General features: G+C 70.4%; 1 protein-coding gene (only partly in view). It reads right to left on the bottom strand.

Going from position 1 to position 17,713, the window contains the following annotated elements; translation table 11 throughout:
* Positions 1-17,713: the 5' portion of a type I polyketide synthase gene (locus OG257_RS32640; RefSeq protein ID WP_329213250.1), read on the bottom strand. The gene continues 13,652 nt to the left of window position 1, outside the view; only the first 17,713 of its 31,365 coding nucleotides appear in the window; it begins with the start codon at positions 17,711-17,713; its stop codon lies off the left edge, out of view.

Below are 17,713 nucleotides of genomic sequence, written 5' to 3'. Positions count from 1 at the left end.
TCTCCACCAACGCCGTGCCCGGCACCACCACATGCCCCGACACCACGTGATCAGCCAGCCACGGCTGCGCCCCCACCGACACCAGACCGGTCAGCACAACTCCGTCACCGTCGGCCAACGCCACCACAGAACCCAGCAGCGCATGCCCCGCACCCTCGATACCGAGCGCACCCGCATCCCCGCCGGTCACACCCGGCTCCGACCAGAAACGCTCACGCTGGAACGCATACCTCGGCAGATCGACCACCCGGCCGCCCCAACCGGTGAACACGGCCGTCCAGTCCACGCCGGCGCCCACCGCCCAGAGGCGGCTCATGGCAGTGAGCGCAGTGTCGGTCTCGTCGCGGTCCTTGCGCAGGACTGGAATGAACTCGGCGCCTACGACGGTTTCCTGGGCCATGCCGGACAGCACACCGTCCGGACCCAGCTCCACGTACCGCGTCACGCCCATCGCTTCGAGCGCCGTGACACCGTCCGCGAATCGCACCGCCTGCCGCACCTGCCGCAGCCAGTAGTCCGGCTCCTGCATCAGCCCGGATTCGGCAATCGCACCCATCAGGTTCGACACGACCGGGATCTGTGCCGGGTGGAAGGTCAACCCGTTCAGCACGCCTGCGAATTCGTCCAGCATCGGTTCCATCAGGGCCGAGTGGAACGCGTGCGACACCGACAGGACGCTGAACCGCACGCCACGGTCGGCGCACTCCGCCGCATACCGCTCGACGGCCCCGACCTCGCCGGAGAGCACGACGGAGTGGGGGCCGTTGACGGCGGCGACGTCCAGACGGGAATCCGCGACATCCGCCTCGGTGGCCTGCACGGCGAGCATGCCTCCGCCCTCGGGCAGCGCCTGCATCAACCGGCCGCGCTCCGCCACCAGCACGCACGCGTCGTCCAGGTCGAGGATCCCCGCGACATGCGCGGCGGTGATCTCGCCCAGCGAGTGGCCCATCATCACGTCCGGGGTCACGCCCCACGACTCGACGAGACGGTACGACGCCACTTCGAGCGCGAACAGGCCCGCCTGCGCCCACATCGTCTGATCGAGACCGACCCCATCGGTCAGAACCTCGCGCAGCGGACGCTCCAGCCGGGCGTCAAAACGGGCGCACACCGCGTCGAAGGCCTCGGAGAACACCGGGAACGCCTCGTACAGCCCCAGGCCCATGCCCGCGCGCTGCGAACCCTGTCCTGTGAACAGGAACGCGGTCCGGCCCTCGGCGGCGACGCCCGCGGCGAGGACATCCCCACCGGAAGCCAGAACCGTGTCGCCGGCCAGCACCACGCGGTGCTCCTGCGCGGCACGCGTCGTCGCCAGCGACCAGCCGACGTGCACCGGATCCAGCTCCGGCAGCTCGGTCACGAACGACCGCAGCCGCTCCACCTGCGCCCTCAGAGAGGCTTCGGACTTCGCCGACACCACCCACGGGACCACCGCCGGTGTCCGCGTCGGCAGGTCCATCGGGGCCTGCACCGGCTCGACGACGTCCGGGGCCTGCTCCAGAATCACGTGCGCGTTCGTGCCGCTGATACCGAACGACGACACACCCGCCCGCCTCGGACGGTCCGACACCGGCCAGGAACGCGGCTCGGTCAGCAGTTCCACCGTGCCCGCCGACCAGTCCACCTGAAGGGACGGCTGATCCACGTGCAGGGTCGCCGGCAGCACACCATGCCGCATTGCCATGACCATCTTGATGACACCGGCGACACCCGCGGCAGCCTGGGCATGGCCGATGTTCGACTTCACCGAACCCAGCCAGAGCGGCTCGTCCTCCGCGCCGCGCTCCTGGCCGTAGGTCGCCAGCAGGGCCTGGGCCTCGATCGGATCGCCCAGCCGCGTGCCGGTCCCGTGCGCCTCCACGACATCGACGTCCGCGCCGGTGAGGTGGGCGTTGGCGAGTGCCTGGCGGATCACCCGTTGCTGCGACGGACCGTTCGGCGCCGTCAGACCATTGCTCGCACCGTCCTGGTTCACGGCACTGCCCCGCACCACCGCCAGCACGTGATGCCCGTTGCGCTCCGCGTCCGACAGCCGCTCCAGCATCAGTACGCCGACGCCCTCGGCCCAGCCCGTCCCGTCGGCCGCCGCCGCGAACGACTTGCACCGGCCGTCGGTCGCGAGCCCGTCCTGCCGATCGAACTCGGTGAAGACGTTCGCCGAGGCCATCACGGTCACGCCACTCGCCAGCGCCAGGTTGCACTCTCCGGCACGCAGCGCCTGCGCCGCCCAGTGCAGCGCCACCAGCGACGACGAACACGCCGTGTCGATCGTGGCCGCCGGACCCTCGAGCCCGAACACATACGCCACACGTCCGGAGATCACGCTGTTCGCCGTACCGGTCAGCAGGTGGCCGTCGGAACCCGGCACACCGCCGTAGCCGTATCCGGACGAGGAAGCGCCGGCGAACACGCCCACGTTCCGGCCACGGAGAGACCGCGGATCCATCCCCGCCGACTCGAACGTCTCCCACGCGGCCTCCAGCAGCAGCCGCTGCTGCGGATCCATCGCCAGCGCCTCACGCGGCGAGATACCGAACAGGCCCGCATCGAACTCGGCCGCGTCATGGACGAAACCACCCAGGCCGCCGGCTGCGTCAGCCACGTTCGCCGGCCATCCGCGATCTGTCGGGAACGCCGACATGGCGTCCGTCCCGCCGGCGACAAGGTCCCACAACCGCTCCGGCGAATCGACCCCGCCCGGGTAGCGGCACGCCATCCCCACGATCGCGATCGGCTCGTCGGCGGCGCCCACCGAGGTCGGCACCAGGTCCGCGGGCTGCGCCGCATCAAGCAGCAGTGTCCGGAGGTACTCGGCCAGGAAACGCGGCGCGGGGTAGTCGAACACCAGGGTCGCGGGCAGGGTCAGCCCGGTGTGCGTGGCCAGCAGGTTGCGCAGCTCGACCGCCATCAGCGAGTCGAAGCCCAGGTCGCGGAACGCCCGTTCGGGTTCGACCTCGTCCACGCCGGAGTGGCCCAGCACCGTCGAGGCCAACCCTCGTACCAGGTCCAGCAGCATCTCCTGCTGTCGTACCTGGGACACGGCCGTCAGTTCACCGCGCCACGGCAGGTCGGCGTCGGCGGTACCGCCGACGGCCCCGTCGGCCCGGCCTGCCTCGGGCAGGTCGGCGAGCAGCGGACTGGGCCGGGCAGAGGTGAACGCGGACATGAAGGCGGGCCAGTCGACGTCCGCCACCGTCAGCGCATCCAGTCCCCCGTCGACCGCTTCGGCCAGCGCCCGCATCGCGAGCGCCGGATCCAGCGCGTTCAGCCCGCGTCGACGCAGGTAGTCCTCCGTCTCCTCCCTGGTGGCCATGCCTCCTTCGGCCCACGGGCCCCAGGCCACCGACGTCCCCGACAGCCCGCGGTCGCGGCGGTGCTGCACCCAGGCGTCCAGGAACGCGTTGGCGGCCGCGTACGCACCCTGACCGCCGCTGCCCCACGTCGCCGAGATCGACGAGAAGACCACGAACAGGTCTATCGGCAGACCGGCCGTCAGCTCGTCCAGGTGCACGGTCCCCTCGGTCTTCGCCCGGAGCACGGAAGCGAACACCTGCGGTGCGGCCTCTTCCAGCCGCTGCGGAGCGTCCAGGCCGGCGGTGTGCACGATGCCGGTCAGTGGCCATTCCGCCGGAATGGCGGCGATCACCGCGGCGAGGGCGTCCCGGTCGGCGACGTCGCACGCGGCAACGGTGACCCGGGCGCCGGACTCGGACAGTTCCTCCACCAGGCCCTCGGGCGCCACGCCGCCGCGGCTGGTCAGCACCAGGTGCGGCACACCCCGGCCGGCGAGCCAGCGCGCCACCATGGAGCCCAGCGCACCGGTGCCTCCCGTGACCAGCACCGTTCCCGACGGACTCCACGTCCCGCTGGTCGGTGCCACGGGCTCGGCCCGCAGGACGCGCCGGCCGTGGACGCCGGACCCGCGAACGGCGACCTGGTCCTCGCCGCCGTCGGCCAGGACGCCGGCGAACCGGGCGGCGGCACGGGCGTCCAGTTCGGCCGGCAGGTCGACCATGCCGCCCCATTGCTGGGGGAACTCCAGCGCGGCGACCCGGCCCAGGCCCCAGACGGCGGCCTGGCCCGGACTCCGCAACGGATCCGACTTCCCGGTCGACACCGCGCCACAGGTCGCCACCCAAAGCGGAACGGTCAAGTCGGCATCGGCCAGCGCCTGCAGCAGCGACAGCACGACCGCGAGAGGAGCCGGGACCCCGCTACGCGCGGGCAAGTCCTCGACCGCATCGGCCAGCAGCACGACACCGGACAGGTCGTGGGCTTCGCCGGCAAGGCGTTCGAGTGTCGCCGCCAGGTCCTGCCGCCCTGTCGAACCGTCGTCGAGGGGCACATTGATCACTGAAGCCCCGGCACCGGTCAGCGCCGCGGCCACATCCGTCCGCCCGGAACCGACGACCACCCATGTCCCCGTCAAGGACGCCGTGGACGGAGGGCCGGTGAGCGGCTTCCATGTGACCCGGTACCGCCAGGAGTCCACGACGGAGCGTTCGCGTCGTCGTCGCCGCCAGGTCGACAGCACCGGGAGCACGTCGCCGAGCGCGGCGGGGGCTTCGGACAGTTCCAGTTCGGAGGCCAGTTGCTGGAGGTCTTCGCGTTCGACGGCGTCCCAGAACCGGGTCTCTGTCAGGTCGCCGTTACTCGGAGCGGCGGTGGGTTCGGCGGCCGGCTCCGGCCAGTACCGGGCGCGCTGGAAGGCATACGTCGGCAGGTCGACGACCCTGCCACCCCAGCCGCCGAATACGGCTGTCCAGTCGACGGGGGCGCCTGTGGCCCATAGGCGGCTGATCGCGGTGAGTGCGGTGTCGGTTTCGTCGCGGTCCTTGCGCAGGACGGGGACGAACTCGGCGTCGGAGGTGGTGTTCTGGGCCATGGCGGACAGGACGCCGTCGGGGCCGAGCTCCACATACCGTGTCACGCCCATGGCATCGATGGCGGTGACACCGTCGGTGAATCGCACCGGCTGCCGCACTTGGTTCAGCCAGTACTCCGGCTGCTGCATGACACCGGGTTCGGCGATGGCTCCGGTCAGGTTCGAGACCACTGGGATCCGGGCCGGGTGGTACGTCAGTCCGGACAGGACGGTCGCGAATTCGCCCAGCATCGGTTCCATGAGGGCGGAGTGGAACGCGTGCGACACGGACAGGACGTTGAACCGTAGGCCGCGGGCGGCGCATTGGGCTGCGTAGTGCTCGATGGCTTCGGTGGTGCCGGAAAGGACTACCGAGTTGGGGCCGTTGACGGCGGCGATGTCCAGGCCGGAGTCCGCAACATCGGCTTCGGTGGCCTGGACGGCGAGCATGCCGCCGCCGGCGGGCAGTGCCTGCATCAGCCGGCCGCGTTCGGCGACCAGGGTGCAGGCGTCGTCCAGGTCGAGGATGCCCGCGACGTGCGCGGCGGTGATCTCGCCCAGGGAGTGGCCCAGGAGCACGTCCGGGGTCACGCCCCAGGACCCCACCAGCCGGAACAGGGCGACCTCAAGAGCGAAGAGGCTCGCCTGCGCCCACACGGTGTGGTCCAGGTCGGTGCCGTCGGTGAGGACGTCGCGCAGCGGGCGTTCCAGGCGGACGTCGAGCCGTGCGCACACCGCGTCAAAGGCTTCCGCGAACACTGGGAACTGCTCGTACAGCCCGAGGCCCATGCCGGTGCGCTGCGAACCCTGACCGGTGAACAGGAACGCGGTTTTGCCTTCGCCCGCGACATCCTGGGTGAGAATCCCGTCCCCGGCCAACACTGCGCGGTGCTCCAAAGCGGCCCGCGTGGTCGCCAGCGACCAGCCGACGTCCACCCCGTCCAGCTCGCGACAGCCGGCCGCAAACGACTGCAACTGCTCCACCTGTGCCCGTAGAGCGGCCTCGGACTTCGCCGAGACAATCCACGGCACCAGTCCTGGTGCCTGCCGTGTCGGAACAGTCGGCTGGGGTTCCGGGGTGGGGGCCTGTTCGAGGATGACGTGGGCGTTGGTGCCACTGATGCCGAAGGAGGACACCGCGGCACGGCGCGGCCGGTCGTCGGACTCGGGCCAGGGGCGTGCTTCGGTGAGCAGTTCCACCGCGCCCGCCGACCAGTCCACCTGCGGGGTGGGCTCGTCGATGTGGAGGGTGGCGGGCATGAGTCCGTGGCGCAGGGCCATGACCATCTTGATCACACCGGCCACGCCCGCGGCGGCTTGGGTGTGGGCGATGTTGGACTTTACGGATCCGACCCACAGGGGTTGGCCTGTGTCGCCCCGGGTTTGGCCGTAGGTGGCCAGGAGTGCCTGGGCTTCGATCGGGTCGCCGAGGCGGGTGCCGGTTCCGTGGGCTTCGACGAGGTCGATGTCGGCGCCGGTGAGGTGGGCGTTGGTGAGGGCTTGGTGGATGACGCGTTGTTGGGAGGGGCCGTTGGGGGCGCTGAGGCCGTTGGAGGCGCCGTCCTGGTTGACGGCGCTGCCGCGCAGGACGGCGAGGATCTGGTGGTTGTTGCGGTGGGCGTCGGAAAGTCGTTCGACGAGGAGGAGGCCGACGCCTTCGCCCCAGCCCATGCCGTCGGAGGAGGCGGCGAAGGACTTGCAGCGGCCGTCGGAGGCGAGTCCGCCCTGGCGGTCGAACTCGGCGAACACGCCGGGGCTGGCCATCACGGTCACACCGCCGGCGAGCGCCATGTCGCATTCGCCGGTGCGTAGGGCTTGTGCGGCCAGGTGCAGGGCGACCAGGGAGGAGGAGCATGCTGTGTCGACGGTGACGGCGGGGCCTTCCAGGCCGAATGTGTAGGAGACCCGCCCTGACATGACGCTGGTTGCGTTGCCGGTCAGCAGGTGGCCTTCGGCGCCTTGGGGCATCTGTGTCCCGGTGCCGTAGCCGGACGCGGTGCCGCCCACGAACACCCCGGTGGAGGAGCCGCGCAGCATGCCGGGGTCGAGGGCTGCCGACTCGAACGCTTCCCACGCTGTTTCGAGGAGGAGTCGTTGCTGTGGGTCCATGGCCAGGGCTTCGCGGGGGCTGATGCCGAAGAGGTCGGCGTCGAATTCGTCGGCACCATCGAGGAACGCACCCCAGCCGGCGATCGAGGCTGGCCAGCCACGGTCGGAGGGGAACGGGCCGACCGCGTCGCCCGCACTCTTCACCAGGTCCCAAAAGGATTCGGCGGAGGTCACACCGCCGGGGAAGCGGCAGGCCATGCCCACAATCGCGACCGGCTCATCGGCGCCGATCGCAGTTGACACCGGTCGTGTCTGCGACGGTGCGCCGGGTTCGTTCCCCGTGAGTTCGGCCAGGAGGGACTCTGTCAGTACGAGTGGTGTGGGGTGGTCGAAGACCAGGCTGGCGGGAAGCCGCAGGCCTGTGACTGACTGCAGGCGATTGCGGATTTCTACGGCCATGAGGGAGTCGAAGCCCAAGTCCCGGAAGGCCCGGCCCGCCTCCACCGACTCCGCCCCCGCATGCCCGAGCACGGCTGCCGCATGGGTGCGCACGACGTCGAGGACCAGTTGCCGACGCTGGGCGGTCTGCATCCCGTCGAGTTGGCCTCGCAGACCGGTCGATGCGTCATTCTCGTCCGACGAGACCGGCGTGCTGATGGCTTCCGGTAGTTCGGCGAGGAGCCGGCTGGGGCGGATCGCGGTGAATGACGCGGCGAACGTGGGCCAGTTGATGTCGGCGACCGTGAGTCCCGACTGGTCGGTGTCGACGGCTGCCGCGAGGGTACGTATGGCGAGTTCCGGGTCCATCGGCGACATGCCACGCCTGCGCAGAAGCTGCTGCGTGTCGCCCTGGACGGCCATTCCGGCGCCGTCCCAGGGTCCCCAGGCCACCGACGTTGCGGGCAGGCCCCGCTCCCGGCGGTCCTGTGCCCAGGCGTCGAGGAACGCGTTGCCAGCTGCGTAGGCGCCCTGGCCGGCACCGCCCCAAATGGCGGCGCCGGAGGAGAACACGATGAACAGGTCCAGCGGCAGGCCGACTGTCAGCTCGTCCAGGTGCACGACACCGTCGACCTTCGCACCGACCACCGCGGCCGTCGTGTCCCGGTCGGCCACCTCCAGCAACTGCGCATCCCCGACACCAGCCGCATGCACCACACCCGTGAGCGGCCACTCGGCGGGAACACCAGAGATCACCTCAGCCAGCGCATCACGGTCGGCCACATCACACGCGACGACGCTGACACGAGTGCCGAGCGCGGCCAGCTCTTCCACCAGGCCCTCCGGCGCCACGCCGCGGCGGCTGGTCAGCACCAGATGCGGCACACCCCTGCCCGCGAGCCAGCGCGCCACCTCCACACCCAGCGCACCGGTGCCACCGGTGACCAGCACCGTCCCCGAGGGCTGCCATCCCTCATCCGCCACAACCGTCGGCACTGCGTGTGCCAGCCTGCGCCCGTACACCCCGGAGCCGCGCACAGCGACCTGGTCCTCGGCAGCGTCGGCAAGAACCGCGGCCAGTCGGCCGGAGGCTCGGGCATCGAGTTCTGCCGGCAGGTCGATCATGCCGCCCCAGCGCTGCGGGAACTCCAGGGCAGCGACCCGGCCCAGACCCCACACCGCAGCCTGCACCGCATCGACCACCCGGTCCGAGGCGCCCACAGCGACCGCACCCCGCGTCGCCACCCACAACGGGGCGTCGAACCCGGCATCACCCAGCGCCTGCAACAGCACCGTCAGATGGGTGAGTTCGTCCGCGACCACACCGCCACCGGCAGCCGCCCGGCCGGCCGAAGCCGACCCGGCCACCAGCACCACACCACGCACGTCCCGGGCCTCGGCGATCCGCACGGCCAGAGCGGCACGGTCCGACACCGCGTCCACCGGCAGGCCCACCACCTCGGCACCCGCACCGGTCAATGCCCCAGCCACATCGCTGCCTTCAGGCCCCACTACCAACCAGGTGCCCGACAGGGTGGCGGTTTGCGTGGCCTCCAGGGGCTTCCACACCACCCGATAGCGCCAGGTGTCGATGACGGACCTCTGCCGTCGCTCCCGGCGCCATGACGCCAGCGCAGGAACCACCGACCCCAGCAGTTGCGGGGCCTCCGACAACTGGAGCGTGCCCGCGAGCTCGTCGAGATCACCGCGCTCCACGGCATCCCAGAACCGGGACTCGACCGCATCCACCACCCCGGCGGTGCCCTGGACCGACGGCGACGGCGACGGCGCGTCCAGCCAGAACCGCTCATGCTGGAACGCATATGTCGGCAAAGAGACTTGACGGCCGGTGAGCACCGCAGTCCAGTCCACGTCGACGCCTGCCGTCCACGCTTCGCCCAGGGAGGACAGGACGCGCCGCATCCCGCCCTCACCACGCCTCAGCGTGCCCAGGACCACGGCCTCGACACCGACCGCGTCGACCGTCTCCTCAACGCCCACGGTCAACACCGGGTGCGCGCTGACTTCGATGAACGTACGCATGCCCTGTGCGAGGAGAGACCGGACCGCGGTCTCGAACTCCACCGTCGACCGCAGGTTGTCGAACCAGTACTCGCCATCCAGACCGCCCTCGACGACGCCACCGGTCAGCGTGGACAGCATCGGAACCGTACCCACAACCGGGGACAACCCGGCTAGATCCGCAAGGATTTGTTCCCGCAGCTGGTCCATCCGCTGCGAGTGGGAGGCGTAGTCCACCGGGATCCGGCGTGTGCGGATGTCACGCCCCTCGCACTCCGCCATGAACGCGTCCAAGGCTTCGTCATCGCCGGAGACCACGGTGGAGGACGGGCCGTTCACCGCCGCCACCGACACCCGGTCCGACGTCAGCTCCTCGACCGTCTCCCGCCCGGCGGCGACCGACACCATGCCCCCGCCACCGGCCACCGCAACCAGTGCCTTCGACCGCAACGCCACAACCCGGGCCGCGTCGTCCAACGACAGCCAGCCCGCCACACACGCAGCGGCGATCTCACCCTGCGAATGACCCACCACCGCGGACGGCACCACACCCGCCGACCGCCATACCTCGGCGAGGGCGACCATCACCGCCCACAGCACCGGCTGGATCACGTCCACCCGGTCCACGTCACCGTCATGCAGGACGACGTCGGTCAGAGACCAGTCCACAAACGGGGCCAGTGCCGTCTCGCACTCGGTCAGCCGCTCCCGGAACACCGCCGACGTGTCCCACAACTCCCGTGCCATGCCCACCCACTGCGACCCCTGGCCCGGGAACACGAACACCACGCCACCAGAACCAACGGTGCCCGAAGTGGCCATGGGCAGGGCAGCCAGCAGCTCGTCCCGGCTCTCACCGACGACCACCGCGCGGCGCTCCAGCGCCGCCCGCGTCGTCGCCAGCGACCACCCCACATCCACCGGATCCAGCCCCGGATCATCCGCGACATACGCCCCGAGCCGCTCCACCTGCGCCCGCAAAGCCGCCTCGGACTTCGCCGACACCACCCACGCCGACACACCCGGAACAGAGGCAGCCGGAACCGGAACCCGGACCGGAGCCTGCTCCAGAATCACGTGCGCGTTGGTACCGCTGATCCCGAACGACGAAACGCCCGACCGGCGCGGACGATCCACCTCAGGCCAAGCCCGGGACTCCGTAAGAAGCTCCACCGCACCCGCCGACCAGTCCACCCCCGCCGACGGCTCATCCACATGCAACGTCGCAGGCAACACACCATGCCGCAACGCCATCACCATCTTGATCACACCCGCGACACCCGCCGCGGCCTGCGTATGACCGATATTCGACTTCACCGACCCCAGCCACAACGGCTCATCGGACTCACCCCGCTCCCGGCCATACGTCGCCAGCAACGCCTGAGCCTCGATCGGATCACCCAGCCTCGTCCCCGTCCCGTGCGCCTCCACAACATCGACATCCGCACCCGTCAACCGGGCATTCGCCAACGCCTGCCGGATCACCCGCTGCTGCGAAGGACCATTCGGCGCCGTCAGACCGTTCGACGCACCGTCCTGGTTCACCGCACTGCCACGCACCACCGCCAACACCCGATGCCCGTTGCGCTCCGCGTCCGACAGCCGCTCCAGGAGCAGCAGGCCGACGCCTTCGCCCCAGGCCGTTCCGTCGGCCGCCGCGGCAAACGCCTTGCAGCGCCCGTCGCCGGCCAGCCCGTCCTGCCGGTCGAACTCCGCGATCATGCCCGGCGTGACCATCACCGTCACTGCGCCGGCCAATGCGAGCTCGCACTCACCGCCCCGCAACGCCTGGGTGGCCAGATGAAGGGCCACCAGCGACGACGAACACGCCGTGTCCACGGTGACCGCCGGGCCCTCCAGGCCGAACGTGTAGGCGATGCGGCCGGAGATCACACTGGTCGTGCTGCCGGTCACCTGGTGTCCATCGGCGCCTTCCGGCAGCCGCGCGTTCACGCCGTACCCCGAGGAGGCGGCACCGGCGAACACGCCTACGCTACGGCCCCGCAGCGACCGGGGATCCATTCCCGCGGTCTCGAAGGCCTCCCAGGCAGACTCGAGCACCAGCCGCTGCTGCGGGTCCATGGCGACGGCCTCGCGCGGAGAGATGCCGAACAGTTCGGCGTCGAAGCCGTCCATGTCCTGGATGAATCCGCCCACACCGGCAGCTCGGCTCGTCAGGCCCGTGGGCCAACCGCGATCCGTCGGGAACGGTGACATGCCGTCCACTCCGTCGGCGACCAGGTCCCACAAGTCCTCCGGCGAGGTGACCCCGCCGGGGAACCGGCAGGCCATGCCCACGATCGCGATCGGCTCGTCGGTACCCGTTACAGCTAGCTGCCGTGTCGGTTCGACGGCCGCGTCCGACGTATCGAAGAACTGCGTCAGCAGATGGTCGCTGAGGACAGTCGGATTCGGATAGTCGAACACCAGTGCCACGGGCAGTCGCAGGCCGGTGTCCGCCGTCAGCCGGTTACGGAGCTCGACCGCGGTGAGCGAGTCGAAGCCCAGGTCCTTGAACGCCTGACGCTCACCGATCGCGTCGGCAGAAGCATGCCCCAGCACGGTCGCGGCGCTGCCGCGCACCAAGTCCAGCAGCATCGGCAGCCGCCGGCTCTCGGGAACCGACCGCAGCCGCTGCGCCAGCGCCAGACCGGTACCGGACGCCTGCGCAACCCCGCGCCGCACCCGGCCCGACACCAGACCACGCAGCAACGCCGGAATCTCTCCGGCCGCCCGCACCGCCGCCAGATCCAGATTCACCGGCACCAACTGCGCCTCCGCACGGCCCAGTGCACTCTCGAACAACGACAGGGCCTGCTCCGTAGGCAGCCCCCGTACGAGCCGGTCCTGCAGATGACCGGTCATCGCACTGGCCTGCTGCCACATGTCCCAGGCGAGGGAGAGGCCGGGGAGGCCTTCCGTGCGGCGGTGGGTGGCGAGGGCGTCGAGGTAGGCGTTGGCAGCCGAGTAGTTGGCCTGTCCGGGAGTACCGAACGTCGCCGACGCCGAGGAGTAGAGCACGAACATCGCGAGGTCGATGTCACGGGTCAGCTCATCCAGGTTCACCGCAGCGGTCGCCTTTGCCCGCAGGACTGTCTCCAGGCGCTCCTGGGTCAGTGCCGTGAACACACCGTCGTCGAGAACACCCGCCGCATGCACCACGCCGGTCAGCGGGGTGTCGGCGGGGATGTCGGCGAGGACAACCGCGAGGGCGTCGCGGTCTGCGGCGTCGCAGGCCACGAGCCGTGCCTGCGCACCCAGCTCGGCGAGATCTGCGACGAGGTCGGACGCGCCGGGGGCGTCAGAGCCCTGGCGGGAGAGCAGGAGAAGGTTGCGGATGCCGTGTTCGGTCACAAGGTGGCGGGCCAGCAATCCGCCCAGCGTGCCCGTCCCGCCGGTGATCAGTACGGTGCCGTCCGGGTTCGGGCGGACGGGGAAGGACAGGACGTTCTTACCGATGTGCTTGGCCTGTGCCATGTGACGCCAGGCGGTGACCGCTTCACGCACATCCCACGCCGTCAGCGGCAGCGGTTCGAGCACACCCTGCTCGAACAGAGCGACAACCTCGGCGAGGATCCGGCCCATGCCTTCCGGACCCGCCTCCGACAGGTCGAACGCGAAGTACGGAACGTCGAGACCGGCGCGGACGTCAGCCTTGCCCATCTCCAGGAACCGGCCACCCGGCGCGAGCAGTCTCAGCGAGGCGTCCACGAACTCGCCCGCCAGGGAGTTGAGGACGACGTCGATGCCACGGCCGCCCGTCGCGGTCCTGATCCGCTCCTCGAAGTCGAGGTCACGGGAGGACGCGATCCTTGCGGGGTCAACTCCGTTGGCGATGAGAGTGGGCCATTTGCCGGGGCTGGCGGTGGCGAACACCTCCAGTCCCCAGTGCCGGGCCAACTGCACCGCGGCCATGCCGACACCGCCGGCGGCAGCATGGATCAGTACCGACTCACCGGACCTGACCCCGGCCAGGTCCCGCAGCCCGTACCAGGCCGTCGCGAACACCACTGGCAACGACGCCGCCTGCGCCCACGACCATCCCTCGGGCACTCGGGCCAGCAACTTCCGGTCCGTCACCGCCTCGGCGGCGAACACACCGGTGAAGAAGCCGAACACCCGGTCCCCGACGTGAAGGTCTTCGACGTCGGGGCCCACTTCGACGACCACACCGGCCGCTTCCGAACCCATCACTCCGGGTTCCGGATACATCCCCAGCCCCAAGAGCACGTCACGGAAGTTCACGCCCGCCGCACGAACCGCGACCCGCACCTGGCCGGCTTCCAGAGGCAGAGTCAGCGTGTCGGCCGCCTCGATGTGGAGAGACTCCAGCGTGCCGTCGGTACCGGGCAGCAGACGCCAGTTGTGGTCCGGCAGCACCAGCCCACCGCTCACGGCACGGGCAAGTCGCGGCACCAACAGCGCACCGTCGCGAACTGCGACCTGCGGCTCGTCGACCCCCGCCAGCAGCGCAAGATCCAGCCGCTCTTCGGTGGCCAGGGTGGCCGGGGTGGCCGGGTCGGTGTCGACCAGGACGATCCGTTCCGGGTGCTCCGACTGCGCCGAGCGCACCAGACCCCACACCGCCGCACCCACAGGGTCGACGGCTTGACCGGCATCAGCCGGGACCGCGCCGCGGGTCAGCACCACCAGGCGTGAGCCGAACGTGCCCTCGTCCGCCAGCCACTCCTGCACACCCCGCAGGACCTCACCCAGCACCTGCTCCACCGAACCGTCACCGGCCGCCCGCAGCACGGTCCAGGCCGGAGCCTCCACCGTCTCGCCGGAAGCAGCGGCACCCGGAGGCAACGTCACCCACTCCACCGCGAACAGCGCCTCATCCGCGTGCCCGGCCGACGACAACTGCTCCGCCGACACCGCCCGCGACACCAGCGAACGGACGACCGCGACGGGCATACCGGTCCCGTCGGCCGCCTGCACGGTGATGCTCTCGCCCTTCGGGCGGATCGCCACCCGCAGCGTGGTCGCTCCGACCGCGAACAACTCCACACCGGACCAGGCGAACGGCAGCCGCGGTCCCTGCTCCCCCGGCCCTTCGGACAGGAGATTGGCCGGATGCAGTGCGGCGTCCAACAACGCAGGGTGGATGCCGAATCTGTCGACCTGGCCCACACCCGGCTCCGGCAGCACCACATCGGCGTACACACCGGACTCGTCACGCCAGGCCGCCTGAACACCCTGGAACACCGGGCCGTAACCGAAGCCCACCTCGGCCAACGCCTCGTAGAACCCGTCGACGTCCACCGCACTCGCACCCTGCGGCGGCCACACGCTCAGGTCGAAGGCAGCCTCCGCACCGACCTGTTCAGCCAGCGAACCCGAAGCATGCAACGTCCACTCGTCCGTGCTGTCCACCCGGCCGTAGATCTCAACCGGCCTGTCTCCGGACTCATTCGGTCCGGTGACACACACTTGGACCTGCACGCCTCCGGACTCGGGCAGCACCAGCGGCGCCCGCAGCACCAACTCCCGCAGCAGACCGCAGCCCACCTCCTGACCGGCCCGCAGCACCATCTCCACCAGTGCGGCACCCGGCACCACAACCTGGTCCAGTACAAGATGATCAGCCAGCCAGGACTGTGCACCCAACGCAAGCCGGCCGGTCAGCACCACCGCATCCCCGTCGGCGAGCGCTACCGTCGCGCCCAGCAAAGCGTGCCCTGCACTCGTCAGGCCGACAGCTGCCAGGTCCCCGGCGCCCGGGTTCGGCTGCGGCCAGAACCGCTGCTGCTGGAAGGCGTACGTCGGCAGGTCGACGACCCCGCCGCCCCAGCCGGCGAACAGCTGCGTCCATTCGACGTCGACTCCGGACGTCCACAGACGGCCGGCCGCCGTAAGCACCGTGTCGGTCTCGTCCCGGTCCTTGCGCAGGACGGGGATGAACTCCGCATCCGCGACGTTCTCCTGGGCCATTCCGGACAGGACGCCGTCGGGGCCGAGTTCCAGGTACCGCGTTACTCCCATGGCTTCGAGGGCTGTGACACCGTCGGCGAATCGGACAGCCTGCCGCACCTGGTTCAGCCAGTACTCCGTCTGCTGCATGACACCGGGTTCGGCGACGGCACCGGTCAGATCGGAGATGATCGGGATTTCGGCCGGGTGGAAGGTCAGGCCGGCCAGGACGGTCGCGAACTCGTCCAACATCGGTTCCATCAGGGCCGAGTGGAACGCGTGCGACACCGACAGAACGTTGAACCGCAGGTCGCGGGCCGCGCACTCGGCCGCGTACCGCTCAATGGCTTCGGAGGCGCCGGACAGAACCACGGAGTTCGGCCCGTTGACTGCGGCGATGTCCAGGCCGGAGTCCACGACGTCGGCCTCGGTCGCCTCGACCGCGAGCATGCCGCCACCGGCGGGCAGCGCCTGCATCAACCGGCCGCGCTCCGCGACCAGCACGCAGGCGTCGTCCAGATCGAGGATGCCGGCGACATGGGCTGCGGTGATCTCACCCAGGGAGTGGCCCAGGAGCACGTCAGGGGTGACCCCCCAGGACTCCACCAGCCGGAACAGGGCGACCTCGAGAGCGAAGAGGCCCGCCTGCGCCCACGCCGTCCGGTCCAGGTCGACGCCGTCGGTCAGGACCTCGCGCAGCGGACGCTCCAGCCGAACGTCCAGCCGGGCGCACACTGCGTCGAAGGCCTCGGCGAACACCGGAAACGCTTCGTACAGGCCCAGGCCCATGCCGGCGCGCTGCGAACCCTGACCGGTGAACAGGAAGGCGGTCCGGCCCTCGCTCGCGACACCGGTGGCGAGCGTCCCCTCCCCGGCCACCAGCACCGCACGATGCTCCAACGCCGCCCGCGTCGTCGCCAGCGACCAGCCCACGTCCACCGGAGCCAGCTCCGGCCGCTCCGCCGCGAACTCCCGCAACCGGTCGACCTGCGCCCGCAGCGCGGGCTCGGACTTCGCCGACACCGGCCACGGCACCAGCCCGGACGCCTGCCGCGTCACAGCGATCGGCTCGGGCTCCGGAGCCTGCTCCAGGATCACGTGCGCGTTGGTACCGCTGATACCGAACGACGACACACCCGCACGTCGCGGACGATCCGCCCCAGGCCACGGACGCGCCTCGGTCAGCAGCTCCACCGCACCCGCCGACCAGTCCACCTGAGGCGACGGCTCATCCACGTGCAGCGTCGCCGGCATCACACCGTGCCGCATCGCCATGACCATCTTGATCAGGCCCGCGACACCCGCCGCGGCCTGGGTGTGACCGATGTTCGATTTGACCGACCCCAGCCACAACGGCTCACCGGTCTCGCCCCGCTCCTGACCGTACGTGGCCAGCAGGGCCTGCGCCTCGATCGGGTCACCGAGCCGCGTGCCCGTCCCGTGCGCCTCGACCACATCGACGTCAGCGCCGGTGAGACGGGCGTTGGCCAGCGCCTGCCGGATCACCCTCTGCTGCGACGGACCGTTCGGCGCCGTCAGACCATTGCTTGCACCGTCCTGATTGATCGCGCTGCCCCGGACCACCGCGAGGATCCGGTGTCCATTGCGGTGTGCATCCGACAGCCGCTCCAGCAGCAGCAGACCGACGCCCTCGCCCCAACCCGTTCCGTCGGCGCCTGCCGAGAAAGCCTTGCAGCGGCCGTCGGCGGCCAGCCCGTCCTGCCGGTCGAACTCCACGAACGCCGCCTGAGTGGACATCACCGTCACACCGCCGACCAGTGCCAGCCCGCACTCCCCCGACCGCAGCGCCCGCGACGCCAGATGGAGTGCCACCAGCGACGACGAGCACGCCGTGTCCACCGTGACCGCCGGGCCCTCCAGCCCGAACGCGTATGCCACCCGGCCGGAAATCACACTGGCGCTGGCACCGGTGGAGACGTAGCCCTCCGCCTCGTCGGCGTTCAGCAGGGAAGCGTAGTCCTGGCCGTTCGTGCCGACGTAGACGCCGGTCCGGGTACGCCGCAGCGACCTCGGGTCGATCCCGGCGGACTCGAAGACCTCCCAGGCAGACTCCATCAGCAGACGCTGCTGCGGGTCCATGGCGAGCGCCTCGCGCGGCGATATCCCGAACAGCGACGCGTCGAACCGGTCGGCGTCGTGAAGGAAGCCGCCTTGACGGACGAAGTCGCCCTCGTCGCTCCAGCCACGGTTGTCCGGAAAGTCGCCGATGCCGTCGACGCCGTCGCGGACCAACCGCCAGAGGTCTTCCGGGGAGCGGACGCCGCCGGGGAAGCGGCAGCTGACACCGACGACGGCGATCGGCTCGTGTTCGCGTTCCTCGACCTGGCGCAGCGACCGCTGGGCCTGGCGCAGCTCCGTGGTCATCCACTTGAGCTGGTTGAGGAGCTGTGCTTCATCCGCCAT

The sequence above is a fragment of the Streptomyces sp. NBC_00683 genome (assembly GCF_036226745.1).
Taxonomy (GTDB): Bacteria; Actinomycetota; Actinomycetes; order Streptomycetales; family Streptomycetaceae; genus Streptomyces.
The sequence above is the reverse complement of the archived record's forward strand: the minus strand, read 5'-3'. Positions and strand labels throughout refer to the sequence as shown.